Annotated in this window: 14 protein-coding genes; 6 read left to right on the forward strand and 8 right to left on the reverse strand. The window is 51.2% G+C overall.

Annotated elements, in window-relative coordinates; all coding sequences use genetic code 11:
• Positions 1-55: 55 nt before the first annotated feature.
• From AC0YOA_RS24865 to AC0YOA_RS24880, 4 genes are all read right to left on the reverse strand, one after another.
• Positions 56-2,158 carry a glycoside hydrolase family 36 protein gene (locus tag AC0YOA_RS24865; protein WP_475788916.1) on the reverse strand — a complete coding sequence of 701 codons (2,103 nt, stop codon included), beginning with the start codon at positions 2,156-2,158 and terminating at the stop codon, positions 56-58.
• A 134-nt stretch (positions 2,159-2,292) separates the two neighbouring features.
• On the reverse strand, positions 2,293-3,621 hold the full coding sequence (locus tag AC0YOA_RS24870) for an ABC transporter substrate-binding protein (RefSeq protein ID WP_475788917.1): 1,329 nt from the start codon (positions 3,619-3,621) through the stop codon (positions 2,293-2,295).
• 121 nt (positions 3,622-3,742) lie between these two features.
• A complete protein-coding gene (locus AC0YOA_RS24875; protein ID WP_475788918.1) occupies positions 3,743-5,386 on the reverse strand; it encodes a response regulator transcription factor in 1,644 nt (547 codons plus the stop codon).
• Positions 5,364-7,211 (reverse strand): sensor histidine kinase, encoded by a 1,848-nt coding sequence (locus tag AC0YOA_RS24880; protein ID WP_475788919.1) that lies wholly within the window; start codon positions 7,209-7,211, stop codon positions 5,364-5,366. The genes AC0YOA_RS24875 and AC0YOA_RS24880 overlap by 23 nt, the downstream gene beginning before the upstream one ends.
• Before the next feature lie 181 nt (positions 7,212-7,392).
• Here AC0YOA_RS24880 and AC0YOA_RS24885 point away from each other — a divergent pair, with 181 nt between their 5' ends.
• Together AC0YOA_RS24885 and AC0YOA_RS24890 are read left to right on the forward strand one after the other, a co-directional pair.
• Positions 7,393-8,292, forward strand: coding sequence for a carbohydrate ABC transporter permease (locus AC0YOA_RS24885; RefSeq protein ID WP_379114410.1), 900 nt, complete (start codon positions 7,393-7,395; stop codon positions 8,290-8,292).
• The gene (locus tag AC0YOA_RS24890; protein ID WP_475788920.1) at positions 8,293-9,123 is read left to right on the forward strand and encodes a carbohydrate ABC transporter permease; all 831 of its coding nucleotides are present in this window, start codon (positions 8,293-8,295) and stop codon (positions 9,121-9,123) included.
• Between the two features lie 280 nt (positions 9,124-9,403).
• On the opposite strand, the gene AC0YOA_RS24895 is transcribed toward AC0YOA_RS24890, so the two are convergent.
• Positions 9,404-9,820 (reverse strand): GNAT family N-acetyltransferase, encoded by a 417-nt coding sequence (locus AC0YOA_RS24895; RefSeq protein WP_475788921.1) that lies wholly within the window; start codon positions 9,818-9,820, stop codon positions 9,404-9,406.
• A gap of 129 nt (positions 9,821-9,949) precedes the next feature.
• Here AC0YOA_RS24895 and AC0YOA_RS24900 point away from each other — a divergent pair, with 129 nt between their 5' ends.
• Positions 9,950-11,314, forward strand: a complete 1,365-nt coding sequence (locus tag AC0YOA_RS24900) for an aminotransferase-like domain-containing protein (protein ID WP_475788922.1) — start codon at positions 9,950-9,952, stop codon at positions 11,312-11,314.
• A 459-nt stretch (positions 11,315-11,773) separates the two neighbouring features.
• On the opposite strand, the gene AC0YOA_RS24905 is transcribed toward AC0YOA_RS24900, so the two are convergent.
• The 3 genes from AC0YOA_RS24905 to AC0YOA_RS24915 all read right to left on the reverse strand — a co-directional run bounded on the left by AC0YOA_RS24905 (position 11,774) and on the right by AC0YOA_RS24915 (position 13,684).
• Positions 11,774-12,211: a DUF6526 family protein gene (locus AC0YOA_RS24905; protein WP_475788923.1), complete on the reverse strand. Its 438-nt coding sequence runs from the start codon at positions 12,209-12,211 to the stop codon at positions 11,774-11,776.
• 221 nt (positions 12,212-12,432) lie between these two features.
• The gene (locus tag AC0YOA_RS24910) at positions 12,433-13,377 is read right to left on the reverse strand and encodes a DUF1861 family protein (RefSeq protein WP_475788924.1); all 945 of its coding nucleotides are present in this window, start codon (positions 13,375-13,377) and stop codon (positions 12,433-12,435) included.
• Between the two features lie 31 nt (positions 13,378-13,408).
• Positions 13,409-13,684, reverse strand: a complete 276-nt coding sequence (locus AC0YOA_RS24915; protein ID WP_475788925.1) for a helix-turn-helix domain-containing protein — start codon at positions 13,682-13,684, stop codon at positions 13,409-13,411.
• Between the two features lie 436 nt (positions 13,685-14,120).
• On the opposite strand from AC0YOA_RS24915, the gene AC0YOA_RS24920 reads away from it, so the two are divergent.
• From AC0YOA_RS24920 to AC0YOA_RS24930, 3 genes are read left to right on the forward strand one after another with little or no spacing between them, the layout of a single operon-like run.
• The gene (locus AC0YOA_RS24920) at positions 14,121-15,302 is read left to right on the forward strand and encodes a glycosyltransferase family 4 protein (RefSeq protein WP_475788926.1); all 1,182 of its coding nucleotides are present in this window, start codon (positions 14,121-14,123) and stop codon (positions 15,300-15,302) included.
• Positions 15,302-16,405 carry a glycosyltransferase gene (locus AC0YOA_RS24925; protein ID WP_475769461.1) on the forward strand — a complete coding sequence of 368 codons (1,104 nt, stop codon included), beginning with the start codon at positions 15,302-15,304 and terminating at the stop codon, positions 16,403-16,405. The genes AC0YOA_RS24920 and AC0YOA_RS24925 overlap by 1 nt, the downstream gene beginning before the upstream one ends.
• A complete protein-coding gene (locus AC0YOA_RS24930; RefSeq protein ID WP_210039205.1) occupies positions 16,398-17,477 on the forward strand; it encodes a mannose-1-phosphate guanylyltransferase in 1,080 nt (359 codons plus the stop codon). The genes AC0YOA_RS24925 and AC0YOA_RS24930 overlap by 8 nt, the downstream gene beginning before the upstream one ends.
• Positions 17,478-17,705 lie beyond the last annotated feature (228 nt).

Below are 17,705 nucleotides of genomic sequence, written 5' to 3' on the forward strand. Positions count from 1 at the left end.
ATTAAAAATTTTGGCTCTCAGCCACCACGTAAGTCAGCAATTCCTTTGCCGCCCATTACGGGGTCTTGATATGAATTTCAAACAGCCTCGCCGTATTCGCACCCGGCATCCGGACATTAAGCAGGGCTTCACGGGCGCTCCATTTCCAGCTGCAATCATGCCCGGCCGGGTACGCGCAGCGCACCTCAAGCTCTTGGCCCTGAAGCCCGGGAAGGGGGAGCAGCACCTGCGTCGAATCGCCGCCAAGACGCCAGACTGCCAGATAAATCCGGCTATCCGCCTTGAGTCCGAAGCTGACCCAATCGTCCTTGTGCCCGGGTAGTCCCAGAGGCCAGAATGGCAAGGCTTCCGGAATATCCTGACGGATCGTCTTGTAGTAATCAAGCGCCTCCTTGACCAGTTCCCTCCGCCTTGGGCTTAATTCGGCCAGATGGCCGCTTTGATGGATGCGGAGCAGCAGCGCATTGACCATGTTGAAAATAACCTCTTCATCATCGCCTTCCCGCAGCGGATAGGACCAGATGGCCGACTGCTCGGGCGTCAGCGCCGCCGGCGATCCTGCTGCGATGGCCGCATATTTCCTGAAGTCCTCCTGATCGCTGGTGGATTGAATACTGTACCGGCTGAGCATCGCATAATCCATCCGCATGCCGCCGCTGGAGCAGTTCTCGATCACGAGCTCGGGATAACGGGCGAATATACTGTCCAGCCAGGCAAGATAAGCCCGGTTATGCTGCAGCAGACCGTCGCCGAAGCTGTCCGCTCCGGTCTCCGTTCCGATTCCGGCATTGATATTGTAGTCCATCTTGATGTAGCCGACTCCGTAATCCTCGACAAGCCGCCGGACCACTTCATTGGCATGCGCGATCACCTCCGGATTCCGGTAATCCAGCTGATACCGGCTGCGGTCCTTGACCCGCTTGCCATGACGCATGAAGAACCAGCCGTCATTGGCATCGGCCAGCTTCGGACTGTTGATGCCCATAACCTCCAGCTCCAGCCACAAGCCGGGAATCATGCCCTTGCCCCGGATATAATCAAGCACATACTTGATGCCTTCGGGGAACCGTTCCGGCGAGGGCATCCATTCCCCGACGCCGTCCCACCACTCGCCCGCCGCATACCAGCCCGCGTCGATACAGAAATATTCGCAGCCGACTTCGGCGGCAGCGTCAATAAGCGGAAGCAGCCTGGCTGTCGTCGGATTTCCCCATAAGCAGTTCATATAATCATTGAAAATCACCTGCAGCTGCCGGTTATCGTCATTGGGACGGCGTATTCTCCGCCTGTAGGCAGTCAGCTGTCCGATCGCCTGTTCAAATCCGCCCTGTACGGAGCCGACGGCAACCGGAACCGAGACAAACTCCTGCCCTGGCTGAAGCTTGATCCACCAATGGTTGTCATGCTCCGTCGGACCGCTGACCAGAACCGTCAGTCTGTCGAACTGGTCCACGATTTCCCAGTGCCAGGAGCCGTTGTGCTCAATCTGCCAGAACAGGCTCGTCCCCGCTTCCCTGTTCTCCAGCACAGCCATCGGGATATGCTCAGCCGCCGACCATGAACCGGTATTACTGTAAGCCAGCCGCTTCGTGCCGCGGTCGATCAGATGCGACATGCCAAGCTCCGGAAGCGTGTAAGTACGCCACTGCAGCTCGCTCTGCCAGCCGTTGTGGGCCACAGTAAGCCGCATTTTCTCATCCCGGTCCTGAATTCCCTCCTTATCAAGACCAGTCAGCGCAAAGGATGAAACATACTCCACAGCAACAGGCCCGCTGCCCTTGTTGACCAGGACCGTCCATGTCCGGACAGTAGAGACGCCGTTATAGAACTGGAAATGCGCTTCAGCCTTCAACGCAGTTACGGGGTCTCTCAGCACAATCTCCAGCTTCCGTCCCGGTCCGCCAATGTAATCGCGGTGTGTCTCATACAGCATGCGTAGCCCGGGATAAGAGGCACGATGTGTACGGCCGTGATATTCAGCCCGGTCCTCGCCGGTCAGCTGCAGCTCCATCAGCCGGAAACCCGGCTTTTGCGATTCATCAATGGAGGATGCATCATAAGGGCTGCTTCCAAAATGCAGCAGACGCACGTCCAGCTGCTCCGTCACCTCAAGCACCAGGTATAGTCCATTTTCCATCACTTCAATATTGGTAATCATCAAGTATGGCCTCCCCATGTAAATCTGCCGTTTATCAAACGTAGCCCAGCACCTGATAAAAGGCGCTGAGCTACGAAGTGTAGAATCGTTATACGCTTACCCGGCTGGCATTCGTGCCCGGTCCAGGCAGACGTTTACTGGGCTGAGCCCAATTGAATCCATGCTTTTTGGATTTCATCAACGGCTTGATCCTTGGTTTTGCTGCCGCCGATGTAGGCTTGCATGATTTCCCCGAATTTCTGATGGAATGTATCCAGGGAGTAGTTGATCGACAGATCGCCGGATTTTTCGGTTTTCAAGATTTCATTCATTTGCTTCGGCATATCCAGATCCGGTATTGGAGCATCCTTGATCGGAGGTATAACCTTCGCTACGTCGGAGAACCATTTTTTCCCGTAATCCGATGTGTAAAGCCAGTTGAAGAATTCCACTGTTTCTTTTGCGACAGGCGAATCTTTATTGATCCGCAGAGCCTGGTCGGCACCGGTAATGATGAACGATTGTTCAGGTTTGTCGCTGACCGGGTAACCCATGATCCCGATTTGAATATCCGGGGTGATCTTCTTGATCGCTTCCTCATCCCATGCGCCTTTACCGGTCATGAATGCGGCTTTGCCTGCGGCGAAGTCGCTGACTTCGGCATTGCTGTCGCGCTCAAGCGGCTTGTTGGTTCCATGCTTGACCGTCAGATCGATGAAATCGAAGAAGTTGCTGTAAAGCACCGGATGGTCTTTGAACGTTGTTTTACCCGCGATAAAGTCAGCTACAAGCTGCTTGGCATCCGTACCTGCATCCATTGCCGCAGCATCCACATAGTGCTGGAAAACATGCTTCCAGACCCACCACTCTTTATAAGCGTTAGCGAACGGCGTAATGCCTTTGGCTTCCAGCTTGGTAACCGCATCCTGCATCTCGGCAGTTGTTTTTGGCACTTCCGTAATACCGGCATCAGCCAGAAGCTTCTTGTTGTAAACCAAGGTGAACAAATTGCCCTTCACCGGCAGCCCCAGCACTTTGCCGTCCGTAGATGACATGTTTGCGCGCACCGCATCGGTCATCGCAGCAGCCAATGGCTCATTGGTCAGATCGGCGCTGTACTCCGCATAGGTATCGATATCGCCGCCAGCCGTCGTCTGGAATACATCCGGCGTGCTGCCTGAGGCGATTTTGGATTTCAGAACCGTGTTGTAATCCGCCTGCATAATTTCCAGATTGATTTTGACGTTCGGTTTGACCTTCTTGTACTCCGCAATATAGGCGTTAAAAGCGTCGGTATATTCCGGCGATGCCGTGAACATATTGATCGTCACCGGCTTGGAGTCGTCTGCAGCGTTGCCGCCTCCGGCTTCCGTGCCGTTATTGGCCGCTCCGCCATTGTTGGCCGTATTATTGCTGCCGCAAGCCGCCAGCACGCTGATCAGCAGCACCATACTGATGGACAGCGCTAGTAATTTCTTAGACATGGTTTAGCCCCCGTTTTCGATGTGTTATCGTCTTTCACCGCTTATTCTAAAGAATTCAAAATGAGATAAGAATGCAGATAAGTGATGAATTGAGGGTAAAAAAGTGGAGTCCTGCCGCTGTTTACTTTTTATCCGCTTCTTCGTTCGAACGATACTCCGACGGGGAAAATTGATAATAATTCCGGAAGGCCTTGCTGAAATAATTTTTGTCCTTATAGCCCAGCATCTCGGAAATCTCCTGGATTTTCAGGCCCGGATCACTCAGCAGCTCCTTGGCTTTATCCATTCTGATCTTCTGCACATATTCATGAATGCCGTATCCGAACTGCTGCTTGAACAGCTTCATCAGATACTCCCGGCTTAAGAAATATTTCTCCGTAAACATCGAGATCTTGATATCCTCAAAATAAAAATGGTCGATGTACGCCTTGATCTCGGCAATATCGAATGGCCGGTCGGCGGCCATGGAATGGCGGATGTCATCGCTGTAATAGGACAAAATTCGGTTCAGCACCGCTTCATACTCGCTGAAATTAACGAAATCCGTCCCGATTCCGGCACTTCTGAGCGGATTCTCTCCTTCTGGCTGACGGCGTTTGGCAGCAGCTCCCCGCTCAAGTGCCAAATCGCTCAACAGTAGGACGAATTCATGCAGGATACGATCCGCCTCGCCTAAGGTGAACCCGCCGGAAGCCTGCATCTGCTTCGTAAAGTCGCTCAGCATATTGCGGGCATGGTTGAAATTCCCTGCATCCAGCGCACCCCGGATAAGAGGCATTCGGCTCATAATGGAATGGCTCTCGCCGCCCCCCGTTTTGCCTGCCGCTCCCGCTACAACGGTCCCATTCATCTTTAGAAGATCAACGCCATTGATGGATGCCTTGGCGGATTCATATGAGTCTGCGATATGCATCACATCGCTGCCATCCGGGCCGATGGCTGCAGCCACGCTCATGCCGAACAGCTGCTGCAGCGCCGTTGCCGTTTTCTTCGCCAGATGGGCGCTGCGGAAGCTGGCATCCTCCGGATATCCGCCCTTCATCGTATAGACAGCGATCATTTCCCGCTCCTGCTTGGGGCTTGCGAAGCTGAAGCACTGCACGGAATCGCCCGCCACATCGCCGATGACATTGGCCACGGCAAAATGAAGCAGCCCGATATCGCCATTGAATCTTCCTGCCAGAACTTGCTCCAGATTCAGAATCCGCAGTACAACCGCTCCGAACCGGCCGCCGGCATCATCCGCTCCGATCAGAGGCAGGAAGGCTTCATTCGTATGCTTCTTGAAGCTGCGCTCAATGATCGAGAGATAGATCTTCTCCTTCAGCTTGGGCAGCGACATGTTGAGTGTAATGTTCTTCGTAATAAATTCGCTTTGCGTTTTCCGCTTGGCCGCAAGCACGCCGATCGCCTTGCCAAGCGCCTCATTCAAATCCGTCCGGTTAACCGGCTTCAGCAAATAGTCGACGACCTTGGCGTGGATCGCCTGCCTCGTATATTCAAAATCATTATAGCCGCTGATGACAATGGCGAATAAATCCGGGTAATCCCGTTCAATAATTTGCAGAAAGCGGACTCCGTCCATTTCCGGCATTTTCATATCCACCATAACCAGGTCAATCCGGTGCTGCTCCAAGAGAGCAAGCCCGTCCTTCCCATTCGTGGCCTCCAGTATTTCTTCGACCCCAAAATTCTTCCAGTCCCCCAAAATGCGGATAGCCTCGCGCAGCGGCTCCTCATCGTCAATAATCAACACCCTGTACACGGCTGCCGCCACCTCCCTCTATTACCATTCTCATTTCCGTTCCGGTTTTATTCGTCCTGATCTCCAGACCTGCCGTTTCCCCATACAGCAGCTTCAGGCGGGTATTCAAATTCGTAAGGCCGATATTGTCGTTCTCCCTCTCCTCCCAGCTGCTCTGGAATGACCCCAGCACCTGCTTCAGCCGCCCGGGCGGAATACCCGGACCATTATCCATCACGGAAATAATGGTCTGGGTCGGTGTCAGCTCCGCCTGGATGATGATGGTCACGGTCCCCGAAACCCGCTCAACCGCATGCTTGATCGAGTTCTCCACCAGCGTCTGGATGGAGAGCTTCGGAATTTGCAGCTCCATCAAGGATTGATCCCACCGGATCTCGACATGAAGTCTGGTGCCGAATCTGGCCTTCTGCAAAACCAGATAACGTTCGATATGCTTCAGCTCTTCCCTCGCATAGACGATATCCTTGCCGCTGATGCAGTACCGCAGGGTCAAAGCCAGCGCATCCACCATATCGGCAATCTCGAATTCACTGCTTTTCAGAGCCCTGGTTGAGATCGCCTGCAGCGCATTATAGAGAAAATGCGGGTTGATTTCCGCTTCCAGCGCCTTTAGTATGGCGTTCTTCTCCACCAGCTTCATTTTGTACCGTTCATTGATCAGATCGTTGGTATTCTTCACCATTTCGTTGAAATGCCGGGTGAGGAAAGCAATTTCGTCCCTCCCCTTCACCTGGGCCTCCACATCGAAGCTGCCGCTGCTGAACAGGCTCATCTGGCGGGAAAGCTTCTTGAGCGGCTTGGTGATGGCATTGGAGAGAAACGTGACCAGAATGATCGACACCAGCAGAAAAAGCAGACCGATCCCGTAACCCAGATTACGCGTGGTTGTCGCAGCGGCATAGATCTCCTCATAAGGTATCGGTTTTATCAGCCTCCAATTTTGCTGCTCGCCCACATTATAAACAACCAGATAACGTCTGTCTCCGTCCGACCATGTCAGCTGGCCCGCCTTGCTCTCCCCGATCCGGCCAAGCCAGCTGGAGCGCTGCACCTCTTGATAAAAGGCGGGATTATCCACATGGAAGGCATGATTATCCGGGTCCAGAAACAACAAATGCTCGCCCTCATTAAACGGAATATCCTTCATAATTTCATCCATTCCGGTGGATTTGAAATAAAAGGAAAGCACCGCCTGGGGCTGCCGCGTGGCAATCGACCGAAGCACCCGGTGATACGCCATGAAGCTGGCTTCCCGATTTACGGCATAGCCTGTTTGGGTTTCAGGCAGAGCAAGCGATTGAAAAACCTCATTCTTCGGACTTGCCACAGCCTGCTTGTACCATGTCTGATCGGGAATAGCGGCATCCTCGCCCACACGGACCATAATGTTATAGTTTTCCCGCGAGATGGAATAATACTTATGCTGGTCGATCAAATACAGGTAGATCGCTTCCAGATCATTGCGGGAATAATACAAGCTTCTCAAATAATCCTCCAAATACATCTTGGAAGCATAATCATGGGCTTCGTTCACAATCGCGCCGTTTATTTCATCATAGCGGATTTGGGGCAGGGACAGCTGCTCGATCCCGGCCAGGTAATCCTCCAGATTCTGATTGACGAGCATCAGGTTGTTGGAGGTGCTCTCGATGCTGCTCTTAACGGATTCCCGCTGGAGCATCTGATACGAAATGACCGTAAGCGACACTACGACAAGGATAATGATGGAGGTAAACAGCAGGATCAGCTTATTCACCAGCCTTCGCGAAATCTTGTCGAACAGCATGCTTATGGAATAAGCCATTTTTCTTGCAATACTACCCATATAGCAATCCCCTTTGGCGGAGTACAGTTCACCTTTTTACCCCTAACTGTTTTCTTAAATCCATTCTTTTGCCCAAGACCAGCTGTTTATAATTATTATAGCTCATTCGCAGTTCCCGGGTAGGCCAAGGGCAAGCGCCCCTTCCAAATAGAACAGCAGTATAAAAAAGAGGTGCACAAGAATGAAATCAGAAAAAATGAGATTAGGGAAAAAGTGGTCCCAGCGGCTGGAATTCGGGATATTCACAGTTCCGGTGCTTATATGCATCGCAGTTGCATTCTATATTCCGTTTGCCATGACGATCCGTTATTCCCTGACCAAATGGAACGGAATCTCCAAGCATCCGACGTTTATCGGCTTGGACAACTTCAAACAAATCTTCATGGGGGATTCCAACTTTACCAGCGCCGCCTGGTTCACGGTAAAATATGCGGTCCTGTACATTATTCTGGTGAATGTGCTGGCGATTCTGCTCGCCGTTCTGCTGGACATGAAGCTGAGAAGCACATCCTGGCTCAGAGCCGCTTTCTTCGTGCCTTATATTCTGAGTCTGGTTATTGTCGGCTTCATATGGAAATTTATTTTCATGCAGGGCTTCGAATCGCTGGGCGCAAGCACAGGCTGGGGCATCTTTAATCTCAGCTGGCTCGGGGAGCCCGGGCTTGCCTTCATCTCCGTGCTGTTCGTGTCCATCTGGCAGTCCATCGGCTTCTATCTGGTTATCTATATTGCCGGGCTGCAGTCCGTACCGGACGATCTCAAGGAGGCTGCGACCGTCGACGGAGCGGGTCCCGTACGCAGGTTCTTCAGCATTACGCTGCCCCTGCTCGCGCCATCCATTACCATTTCCGTGTTCATGGCGTTGACCAACTCCATCAAGGTATTCGACGTCATTCTTTCCTTGACCGGAGGAGGACCGGGCGGCACGACCTACAGTATCGCGTACGATATTTACCGGGATACCTTCCAGAACAATCTGTACGGCTATGGAACGGCCAAAGCGCTGATCCTGTTCGTAGCGGTCCTGATTGTGACGATTATCCAATTGGCTATTTTCAAACGCAGGGAGGTTGAGGCATAAATGAAAACCAACAAAGCCGGCCGCTGGACGCTGGAGATCGGAATGATCATCCTGTCCCTCTTGTTCCTTTATCCCTTGTTCCTGGCCATCAATAACTCCCTGAAGAGCTTCTCCGAGGTCATGACCGATGTCATTGCCCTTCCGAAGCATCTGGCGTTCGACAATTACTCTTACGTCTGGCAGTTCATCAATTACCCGCGGTTATTTCTCAACAATATGGTCATTACCGTGATTGGACTGGCCGGAATTATTCTGTTTGCCTCCGTCGCCTCCTACAAGCTGGCCCGGACAAAATCAAGATTAAGCGGCATTGTTTATTTTCTCTGTATTATGCCGATGCTCATTCCGTTTCAGTCCATTATGCTGACCGTCCTGCAGCTTGCCCGGAAGATTCAACTTTCCGACAGCACATGGGGACTCGGCATCCTGTATTGGGGCTTCGGAGCTCCGCTTGCGCTGTTCATTTATCATGGCTTCGTCAAAGGAATTCCCAAGGAAATCGACGAGAGCGCCACGATTGACGGGGCATCGGGCTTGCGATTATTCTTTCTCGTGATCTTCCCGCTGCTGAAATCGGTGACGACGACGATCATCATTATTGACGTAATGTGGATCTGGAACGATTTCCTGCTGCCGCTGCTCATGGTTAACGGCTCGCCGTCCACCAAGACGTTGACGCTGGCCGCCTATACCTTCGTCGGCCAGTATACGTCCGACTGGCAGTATGCCATGACCGCCATGGTAATGGCCGTGCTGCCGTCCATCATCGTCTTCATTTTCCTGCAGAAATATATTGTCAAAGGCGTCGTAGCCGGAGCCGTCAAGGGCTGATTCCCGAGGCTTGAAATGCACGCAAACAAAACGCCGGAGCAGACGGTGCATGACCGCTGCCTCTGGCGTTTTTGTGTGTTTAATATTAAGTGTGTTTAATATTCAGGTATTTAAAAATCATTCCATCACAAGAATTTGAGGTGAAATTAAAGAATATGGCAAATCCCGTTATTCTAGCCGGCGAAGGTCCGATAAAATCGTTGGGAACAACTTTTTCGAAATAAAAGGTTTTTAGCTGGGCTGCCTGTTGTTTGTTGTACAAAAGAAACATTCCTCGGGGTTATCGGGCAGCACGGCGGACCATCGTTTCCCATCGTACGAAGCCATACTTCTCATAGAGTCCATGCGCGTCTTGTGTATTGAGATAAATATTCGTATAGCGAATGCGAGGATGGTCGACCAAAACAGCCATCATCCATTTGCCGAGTCCTTTTCCGCGATGTTCAGTGTCGACGATCACGTCGCACAGCCAGGAAAAAGTTGCTCCATCCGTTACCACCCGCATGAAACCGACTTGAAGTCCATCCGCTCTGTAAACTCCGAAACAAAGCGATTCCTTCCAGCTATTCACAAGGGTTTCTTTCGACCGTTCCGCAGCCCAATAACTGCTCTTTAATAGTGCAAAGATCACATCCGGCTGCAGCTCTTTCATACTGTCACTGATTCTGTAAGGCAGACAATCATGAATCCACTCCATCTGTATACCTCCCATAGTTCACAATACGTAATATGTTTAGTATAGTGGTGACAATCAGAAGAGAAAAATGAATTATTATGCGACTATACCCATACAGATTGGAGTGGAAAGATCATTAAATACGAGAATGTGAAGAACGATCTGAAACAACAGATTAATAGGGGATCGATCAAGCCGGGCGACAAATTACCGTCCATCCGAGAGCTTAGTATACAATGGGAGTGCAGCAAAAACACCGTAATCCGAGCCATCGATGAATTGGAAAAAGAACACCTGATATACTCGGTACCGAAGAGCGGCCACTACGTGATTGATCGTTCCTCTAAGTCCGAGGATCAGCCGGAAAGGCTGATTGATTTTGCCATGGCTGCTCCGGATCCCGGTATTATCCCCTATGGAGAAATTCAGCACGGGTTGAACCGGGCGATACAGCTATACGGGGATCGGCTTTTTACATACGGTGATCCGCTCGGATTTCCATCTCTACGCGAGGCTATATCCCAGCACCTGGCAGCCTCTCAAATTTTTACCGAACCCGAACGGATCTGCATCGTCTCCGGCTCCCAACAAGCTCTTCACTTGCTTGCCTCCATGCCGTTCCCGAATGGGAAGTCGGCGATCTTGGTCGAACAGCCCTGCTATGCCGGAATGTTGAAATTAATAAGCCTCCTCGGGGTAACCGCAATCGGAATTGCTCGAACGGAATCAGGCCTTGACCTTGATGAACTGGAACGGCATTTTCGAAACAATTCCATTAAGTTTTTTTATACGGTTCCCCGATACCACAATCCGCTCGGAACCAGCTTGTCACGTCGGGAGAAAGAAGCAATCGCATCAATGGCGGAGAAATATGATGTCTATATCGTGGAGGACGACTATCTCGCAGACTTGGAAACTGACAGCAAATCTGATCCAATCTGTAGCTATGATTATTCAGGCCGCGTCATCTACATCCGAAGCTTTTCCAAAATAATGCTACCAGGCCTGCGACTCGGTGCCGCTGTACTTCCCGAAGCATTAATCACTTTGTTCCGAATGTACAAATCGTCGAGCGATTTAAGCACAGCCGCCCTTTCACAAGCCGCTTTGGAGATTCATCTGGTCAGCGGATTGTTTCAGCGCCACGCCGCCATGATGAGAGAACGCTATGGAATTCGAATGAAGGCTCTGCAGGAGGCATGTAGCCGATATTTGAAAGAGGGTTTCCGTCTAAGCAAATCGGCCGGCGGTATATTTGCCCAACTCGAGCTACCCCATCATCTGGCGGCAGAGGAGCTGGCCGCGACCCTTCGTCAGAAGGACGTGTATGTTTTTCCTACTATGCATTGTTATCTTCCTAGTGTGGAAAGCGCGAACAACTTGCGCCTCAGCATTATTCGCACGAATGAAAAAGAGATTGAGGACGGCATCCAGATCATCCGCCAGACGGCCGACGAGATAATGAGCCAAAGAAGTACAAACAAATTCAGCCGATCAGCCATTACTTGGATATAGAAGTCGTCACTAAAGAAGAAACTGCTATGCTGGAAAATCTCACAGGTAAATATTTCGTTAACACCAACAAAGGCTGCCAATCGGTAGCATAAACTCGGGCAGGATCGGACGTACTCAAGACCGTTTTGATTCTTTTCGTTGCTTGGGCAATTGCTGCCAGAAGCACCGTGTGCGCATGTGTCGTAAAAAGTGCCTGGTGACTTTCACCGACAGAAAATACATCAAGCCATTGCTTTGGTTCGTAAAACGCGTCAAACGTCCCCAGTTTAATGACCCTAATGTATGATTACGTATTTCGCTTTTCCCCATCCATAATATTATCATCACTTTACTACTCAATTGATAAACAAGCAGGAGGAGTCTGTTAGCAGATTTTCGGAAAACAATCTAAAAAGGCCTTCCTGAAAAGGGAGGCCTAGAATACGCCATTTATAAGCGATGCGGACATTGTTATGTGTTTTATATTCTCATCGTATCCGCGCGCCAATTCCTGATCGCCGCGTGTATATCGGCCGCCTTCAGACCTTCGGATGCCGCCCGTTCGCACAGCGCTGGAAATTCATCATCGCCCGCATTGCGCAGCGCGATAATCTGGGCGAGCTTAATCCTGGCGTCCAGCGTCCGTCCGGTCAGACGGTAATGACGGAACTGCTCCTCCATGCGCACGATCCGGTCCTGCGTCCTGGTCGCATACGGTCTGATCCGCGAGACCACAAACAGCAGACAGAGAGCGAACAGGAACAGCAAAAGTGCGAGCGAGATTTGCCCATCCTCCTGAACAAAAGCCTGCACCAGATAAACGATGGACCAGATGAATACAATCAAGGCGAGCGGTACCGTGACATAATGATAAGCCCAGTCAAAGCGCAGCGACTTTCCTTTGTTCTGTTCGCTCATAATAAACATCCTCCTCAAAGTATGTATGATTCCACTAACAAATTGCCATTATCTACATCATACCACCTGGTCCTCGGCAAACGTCCTGCTTATGGAGAAAAATATGCTTTTACTTGTCCAAATTATGTCACCCCGCACAAAAACGAGCCGCCCCGGGCTCCCGGTTTGCGGCTCGCTTCTTTGCTGGTTTATGTATCCAAGACCGGTCGACATCCGGTCTCTTATTCGTATTCGGCAAAGGGATCCGGTATCTCGATCCGGTAGGCTTCGGCATCGCTGACGCCTACGGACAGCATGGCACGGCCATTGCCCAGCCTTACAAGCCCTCCGCTGAAGATCACATCCTCCAGGTCCGGACGTTTTCCCGGACCGGTGGGGAAATCGCCTCTTGCGGCAATTATTTTCAAAGGCGTTTTCTCCAAGGTAAGGGGATTCATGGCAAACACACAGGAATAGTAATGCTTATGGCTTTGCTCGTCGAAACAGGCAATATGCCCCAGCACCCCTACCAGCCCATTCTTGAGCAAATGGGCCTCATTCGCCCCTCCCCATTCCTCAGGGACAAATTGATCCTGGAGAATCTCCGCATTGTGGAAGGTTTGCTCATTGAGCTCATCCAGAGAATCGATAATGGTAAAGCCGATCTGCCCTCTTCCACCTCTGGCTCCTTGAGGTCTGGTGAATACGCCGACTCGGCCATCGAGCAGCTCAATCAGCCGGATATCCTTCATATTGGCCGGACCGGACGAGAAGTGGCAGAGGGAATCGATATGGGTGCCCCGGTAAAATTGCGTGCACCAGGAGATGATCCGGCGCGGATTGTCTGCGGCGGTCACCAATTCAACGCCGCCGAAAACCAGCTCACTCTTGATGAGAGCCACACAGGGATCCTGCAAGTTGTACGTGTGGGTATGTGCCCTTGGGCTCCACACATGATCCGCGCTCTGCGTGAAGAAAAAAACCTGTGAGAACTCGCTGTCCCGCTCCTCGACCCGGCCCATGATGACTTCTTCCCCGTCATAATGGAACGGGGCTGTAATATTATACACGTCGCGCCCGCCGACTCCCGAGAATATAAGCTTCTCGACCTTGGTGGCGCGCGGGACGGCATAGAATTGTTTTAACAGCTGATTGGCGGTTTCCGGCTTGGTTTTTTTAATAATCATTCATATTCTCCCGGTGATCATTCATATCTTGTTAATGATCATTCAATTTCTCCTGATGTGAAGCGCCGTCATATCTAAGATCATTACCTTGATCATAATCCTCGATGACGATAAGCTGCCCTGGCGGGACATTGAAATACGTACATAGCCTCAGCAGCAGATCACGGGGATACTGAACCATTTCATCCTTGTACATCCGGCGAATGGAATCAAAGTGATAATTAACATCCTTGGCAAGCTTGCGAATCGATAAATCAGGGTCATGTTTCTCCATGACGCTCTTCAAATTGCTGTGTATGGCTGGCATTCCAGCACCTCCTACAACAATATATATGGAATGCACAGGCCCGTCAATAATTTGACAAGAAAAAATGGTCATGTTAGGCTATAGGAAGGGAAACTGACTCTACGGCGGTCATTTTGCATTAAACGGCTTGCTTTGACGGCTTTACAGCTTGTTGAAGCGATTTAAGCACCTGCTCCCTTTGCTAAATAAATATTCGCGCAAATAATGAAGGAACCTATACTTCCTTATATTCAGAATTATTCAAGAAGAAACGGCTATCACCGGGTTCGGTGCAAAAGATTTTCTTCCCTTCTGAATATAGGCCAAAGCTATGGGCGCTTTAATTTTCCGAATATTTAAACAAAATAACCTCTGCCTTTTTCAGAAAATAAAGAACCTTTTTATTTTCTTTTTTTATTCCAATTTCAATGCATCACAAAATAGGGGAGGCTCTTGTATGAACAAAAACAACAGTAAAAATGTGGTATTTCTGGGCACCAGCTTGCCGCGGGAATGCGGCATCGCCACATTTACACAGGACTTACTGGACCAATTCGCAGCAATCCAGGGCTTTAACCGTCCGCGCATCATTGCGGTCAACGACAATGAGTCTTATTCATACGGCGAACAAGTCATTCATCAAATCGATCAGCACAGCCTGCCGGATTATCTGGAGGCTGCCGACCTCCTCAACCTTTCCGATACCAATCTGCTTGTCATCCAGCATGAATTTGGCATATACGGAGGGGAAAGCGGCGAATACCTCCTCCCATTCGTTGAGAGATTAAATATTCCCTATTTGGTTGTTTTTCATACCGTGCTTACCGAGCCCAGCCGCAAACAGCGCCTCATCATGAAAAAGCTCGCTGAGACCAGTGTAAGGGTCGTCACGATGGCCCAATCCACCGTACATGATTTGCATACGATATATGGCATCGATAAGGATAAGATCGCATTTGTTCATCATGGCGTCCCTTATGTCGAGACGAAATCCAGACTGGAGCTTAAAGCGCAGTATGGATTCACAGACCGGAAAATTCTCTCTACCTTCGGGTTCCTCAGTCCGGGGAAAGGGATTGAATATGGAATTGAAGCGATGCAGGGTGTAATCGCCAAGCATCCCGAATCCCTGTACATCATCTGGGGCAAGACGCATCCCGTGGTGAAACGTGAAGTCGGGGAAGTATACCGGCAGAAGCTGACAGCACTGGTTGAATTGCTGGGGCTGAATAATAATGTGCTATTCGTCGACAGATTGCTGACACAGGAGGAAGTGATTCAATCCCTGGTCATGTCGGATATCTATATGACGCCGTATTTGGGGAAGGATCAGGCTGTCAGCGGCACATTGGCATACGGAGTCGGTTACGGACGAGTTATTGTCTCCACGCCTTACCGCTACGCCATGGAGATGCTTGCGGGCGGAAGAGGGCTCCTGGCCGGCTTCCACGACTCCGCCTCCCTGGAGGATTGCATCCTTCAGCTGTTGGGAAACCCTGATCTGATTACCGAAATGGAAGCCCGCACCCTTGAATTGGGGACAACGATGATGTGGAGCGAAATCGCCAAACGTTATGCCGCGCTGTTCGAAGAAAGCATTTCCAGCGCCGCAACCCTATCCAACAGGAGTGTGATTTGATGAATATACAGACCGTACCGCAAGTGCAATCCCAGTATATGAACAGATTGACCGACGATACGGGCATCTTCCAGCATACCAAATTCGGCGTCCCTGACCGCTCCAAAGGCTACACCACGGACGACAATGCCAGAGCTCTGATTGCTGCTGTTCTCATGTACAGCATACACAAGGATCCGCAAACTCTGGCTTTGATCCAGACCTATATTTCCTTCATCCACCACGCTCAGAATCCCGACGGCAACTTCCGCAACTTCATGGATTATAACCGCTTCTTCATGGAGGACAGGGGATCGGAGGACTGTCAGGGAAGAACCTTGTGGGCGCTTGGCTTCACGCTATCGCATTCCTGCGTACCGGATAATCTGCAAAACACCTGCCGCTACATGATCAACCAGGCGCTGCCGCATGTGCACACCCTCGGATCGCCCCGCGCCGGCGCCTATGCCATGGTGGGACTCAGCTTCCTGCTGGAGACCCCGCGCGCCTGTGCCTATTCCTTTCCTTATCCTTATGCGGAGAACAGCAGCGAAGCCAAGGCGTTCCTGCCAAGCTCGGATATCGCCCAGCTTATTGAGGAAATGGCGGAGCGGCTGCAGGACCAATTCCGGCAAAATAAAGGCGGCGGCTGGAACTGGTTCGAGGACAGCCTGACTTATGGCAATGCCATGCTGCCTTGGTCTCTGCTCAAAGCCGCCCGTATCAGCGGCAGAGCCGATTTCAAGCAGACGGCCAAGGAGAGCCTGGACTTCCTGTCCTCCCGCACCTTCTCGCCGGAAGGGTATTTTAAGCCAATCGGCAGTCACGGCTGGCAGCTCCGCGAGGGAGAAGCCGCTCCCTATGACGAACAGCCCATTGAAGCCTGCGAGATGCTGCTGGCCTGCAAGGAGGCGGCTGGGGTCCTGGAGGATTCCTCCTATTCGAAAAAAGCGGCCTTGTGCTATGAATGGTACCTCGGTCACAATTCTCTGAATGTCTCCCTGATCGACCCGCAAACCGGAGGCTGCTATGACGGCATTCACGAGAGCGGCCTGAATCTTAACCAGGGCTCAGAAAGTATTATCTCCTACTCGATCGCCCATCTGGTGACTCATTATGGATAAGTTCGTCACGATACTTGCAGGCGGAGGCGGCACGAGATTCTGGCCGCTGTCCAGACAGGAGACACCCAAGCAATTTTTGAACATCAGCGGCAACGATATTATGCTGAATGAGACCATTGAACGCTTCAAGGGCATTATTCCCCAGGAAAATACGGTCATCGTCACGAACCGCTCCCAGTCGGTATTATTGGAGAGCATTATGCACAGCAGTGTGCTGAAGAGCAATATTCTCATTGAGCCCGTTGCCCGAAACACCTCCGCGAGCATTCTCTATGCCGCCCTGTTCCTGGAGAAGCAGCATGGCGATTCTCTCATGGTTGTCCTGCCGTCCGATCATCACATTACCAATGATGCGCAGTTCAGACAGACGCTGGACGAAGCCTGCACGGTAGCCATGGAGACAGACAAGATCGTTACGATCGGCATCAAGCCTTCCTTCGCCTCCACCGGATACGGTTATATCTGCTACGAGAGCAAGCCTTTTATGACCGTCCCCGCCGCCGTGCATGAGGTCAGCGAATTTGTGGAGAAGCCCAATTTCAAAAAAGCGCAGACGTATCTCGCTTCCGGCAATTATTTATGGAACAGCGGCATGTTTATCTGGAAAACATCGGTTATCATCGATCATTTTCAACGTTTTCTGCCCCGGCTGTTCAAGTCCATGCTGCCGCTCCGCAATCATCCGGGCGGCGAAGAGTTAACGGCATTGCTCAATGAAATTTATCCGACGCTGCAAAATATTTCAATCGATTACGGCATCCTCGAGCGCAGCGCTGACGTGGTTGTGATATCAGGCAATTTCGGCTGGAATGACATCGGCAGCTGGGATACGCTGGGCGCCATCTTCCCTCCCGATGACGATGGCAATATTGTCAAGGCAAATTACCTGGGCATCGATACCCGCAACTCCATTATTTACGGCAATGGCCGGCTGATAACAACGATCGGGATCGACGGACTGATCATAGCGGACACGGGCGATGCCCTGCTGATCTGCCCCAAGGATAGAGCCCAGTCCGTCAAAGAGATTGTCGATATGCTGAGGGAAAAAGGCATGACGGAGTATATGTAAGCTTCCCGCTGCTGAACGTTGCAGATCAAAACCCCTCGAAGCGGCTGCTTTCGGGGGTTTTGGTCTGCTCGGGCACGCGTGCGGTTGGCAACCGCATCTCGCGGGGGTCATACATGAATCATGCCGGTTCATCGCTCCCCGTGACAGGTTGGCTGACCGGCTATATTTCGCTACATGGATCATTTTTCAGCTGAACAAACGCATCACAAACAGCCCGCATCCTGATAA

The organism is Paenibacillus sp. JT22N12 (assembly GCF_056269365.1).

Bases quoted from the DNA above. Each gene is read 5' to 3' on its own strand.
- AC0YOA_RS24865 (WP_475788916.1), bottom strand. From the start codon at position 2,158: ATGATTACCAATATTGAAGTGATGGAAAATGGACTATACCTGGTGCTT.
- AC0YOA_RS24870 (WP_475788917.1), bottom strand. From the start codon at position 3,621: ATGTCTAAGAAATTACTAGCGCTGTCCATCAGTATGGTGCTGCTGATC.
- AC0YOA_RS24880 (WP_475788919.1), bottom strand. From the start codon at position 7,211: ATGGGTAGTATTGCAAGAAAAATGGCTTATTCCATAAGCATGCTGTTC.
- AC0YOA_RS24885 (WP_379114410.1), top strand. From the start codon at position 7,393: ATGAAATCAGAAAAAATGAGATTAGGGAAAAAGTGGTCCCAGCGGCTG.
- AC0YOA_RS24890 (WP_475788920.1), top strand. From the start codon at position 8,293: ATGAAAACCAACAAAGCCGGCCGCTGGACGCTGGAGATCGGAATGATC.
- AC0YOA_RS24895 (WP_475788921.1), bottom strand. From the start codon at position 9,820: ATGGAGTGGATTCATGATTGTCTGCCTTACAGAATCAGTGACAGTATG.
- AC0YOA_RS24905 (WP_475788923.1), bottom strand. From the start codon at position 12,211: ATGAGCGAACAGAACAAAGGAAAGTCGCTGCGCTTTGACTGGGCTTAT.
- AC0YOA_RS24910 (WP_475788924.1), bottom strand. From the start codon at position 13,377: ATGATTATTAAAAAAACCAAGCCGGAAACCGCCAATCAGCTGTTAAAA.
- AC0YOA_RS24915 (WP_475788925.1), bottom strand. From the start codon at position 13,684: ATGCCAGCCATACACAGCAATTTGAAGAGCGTCATGGAGAAACATGAC.
- AC0YOA_RS24920 (WP_475788926.1), top strand. From the start codon at position 14,121: ATGAACAAAAACAACAGTAAAAATGTGGTATTTCTGGGCACCAGCTTG.
- AC0YOA_RS24925 (WP_475769461.1), top strand. From the start codon at position 15,302: ATGAATATACAGACCGTACCGCAAGTGCAATCCCAGTATATGAACAGA.
- AC0YOA_RS24930 (WP_210039205.1), top strand. From the start codon at position 16,398: ATGGATAAGTTCGTCACGATACTTGCAGGCGGAGGCGGCACGAGATTC.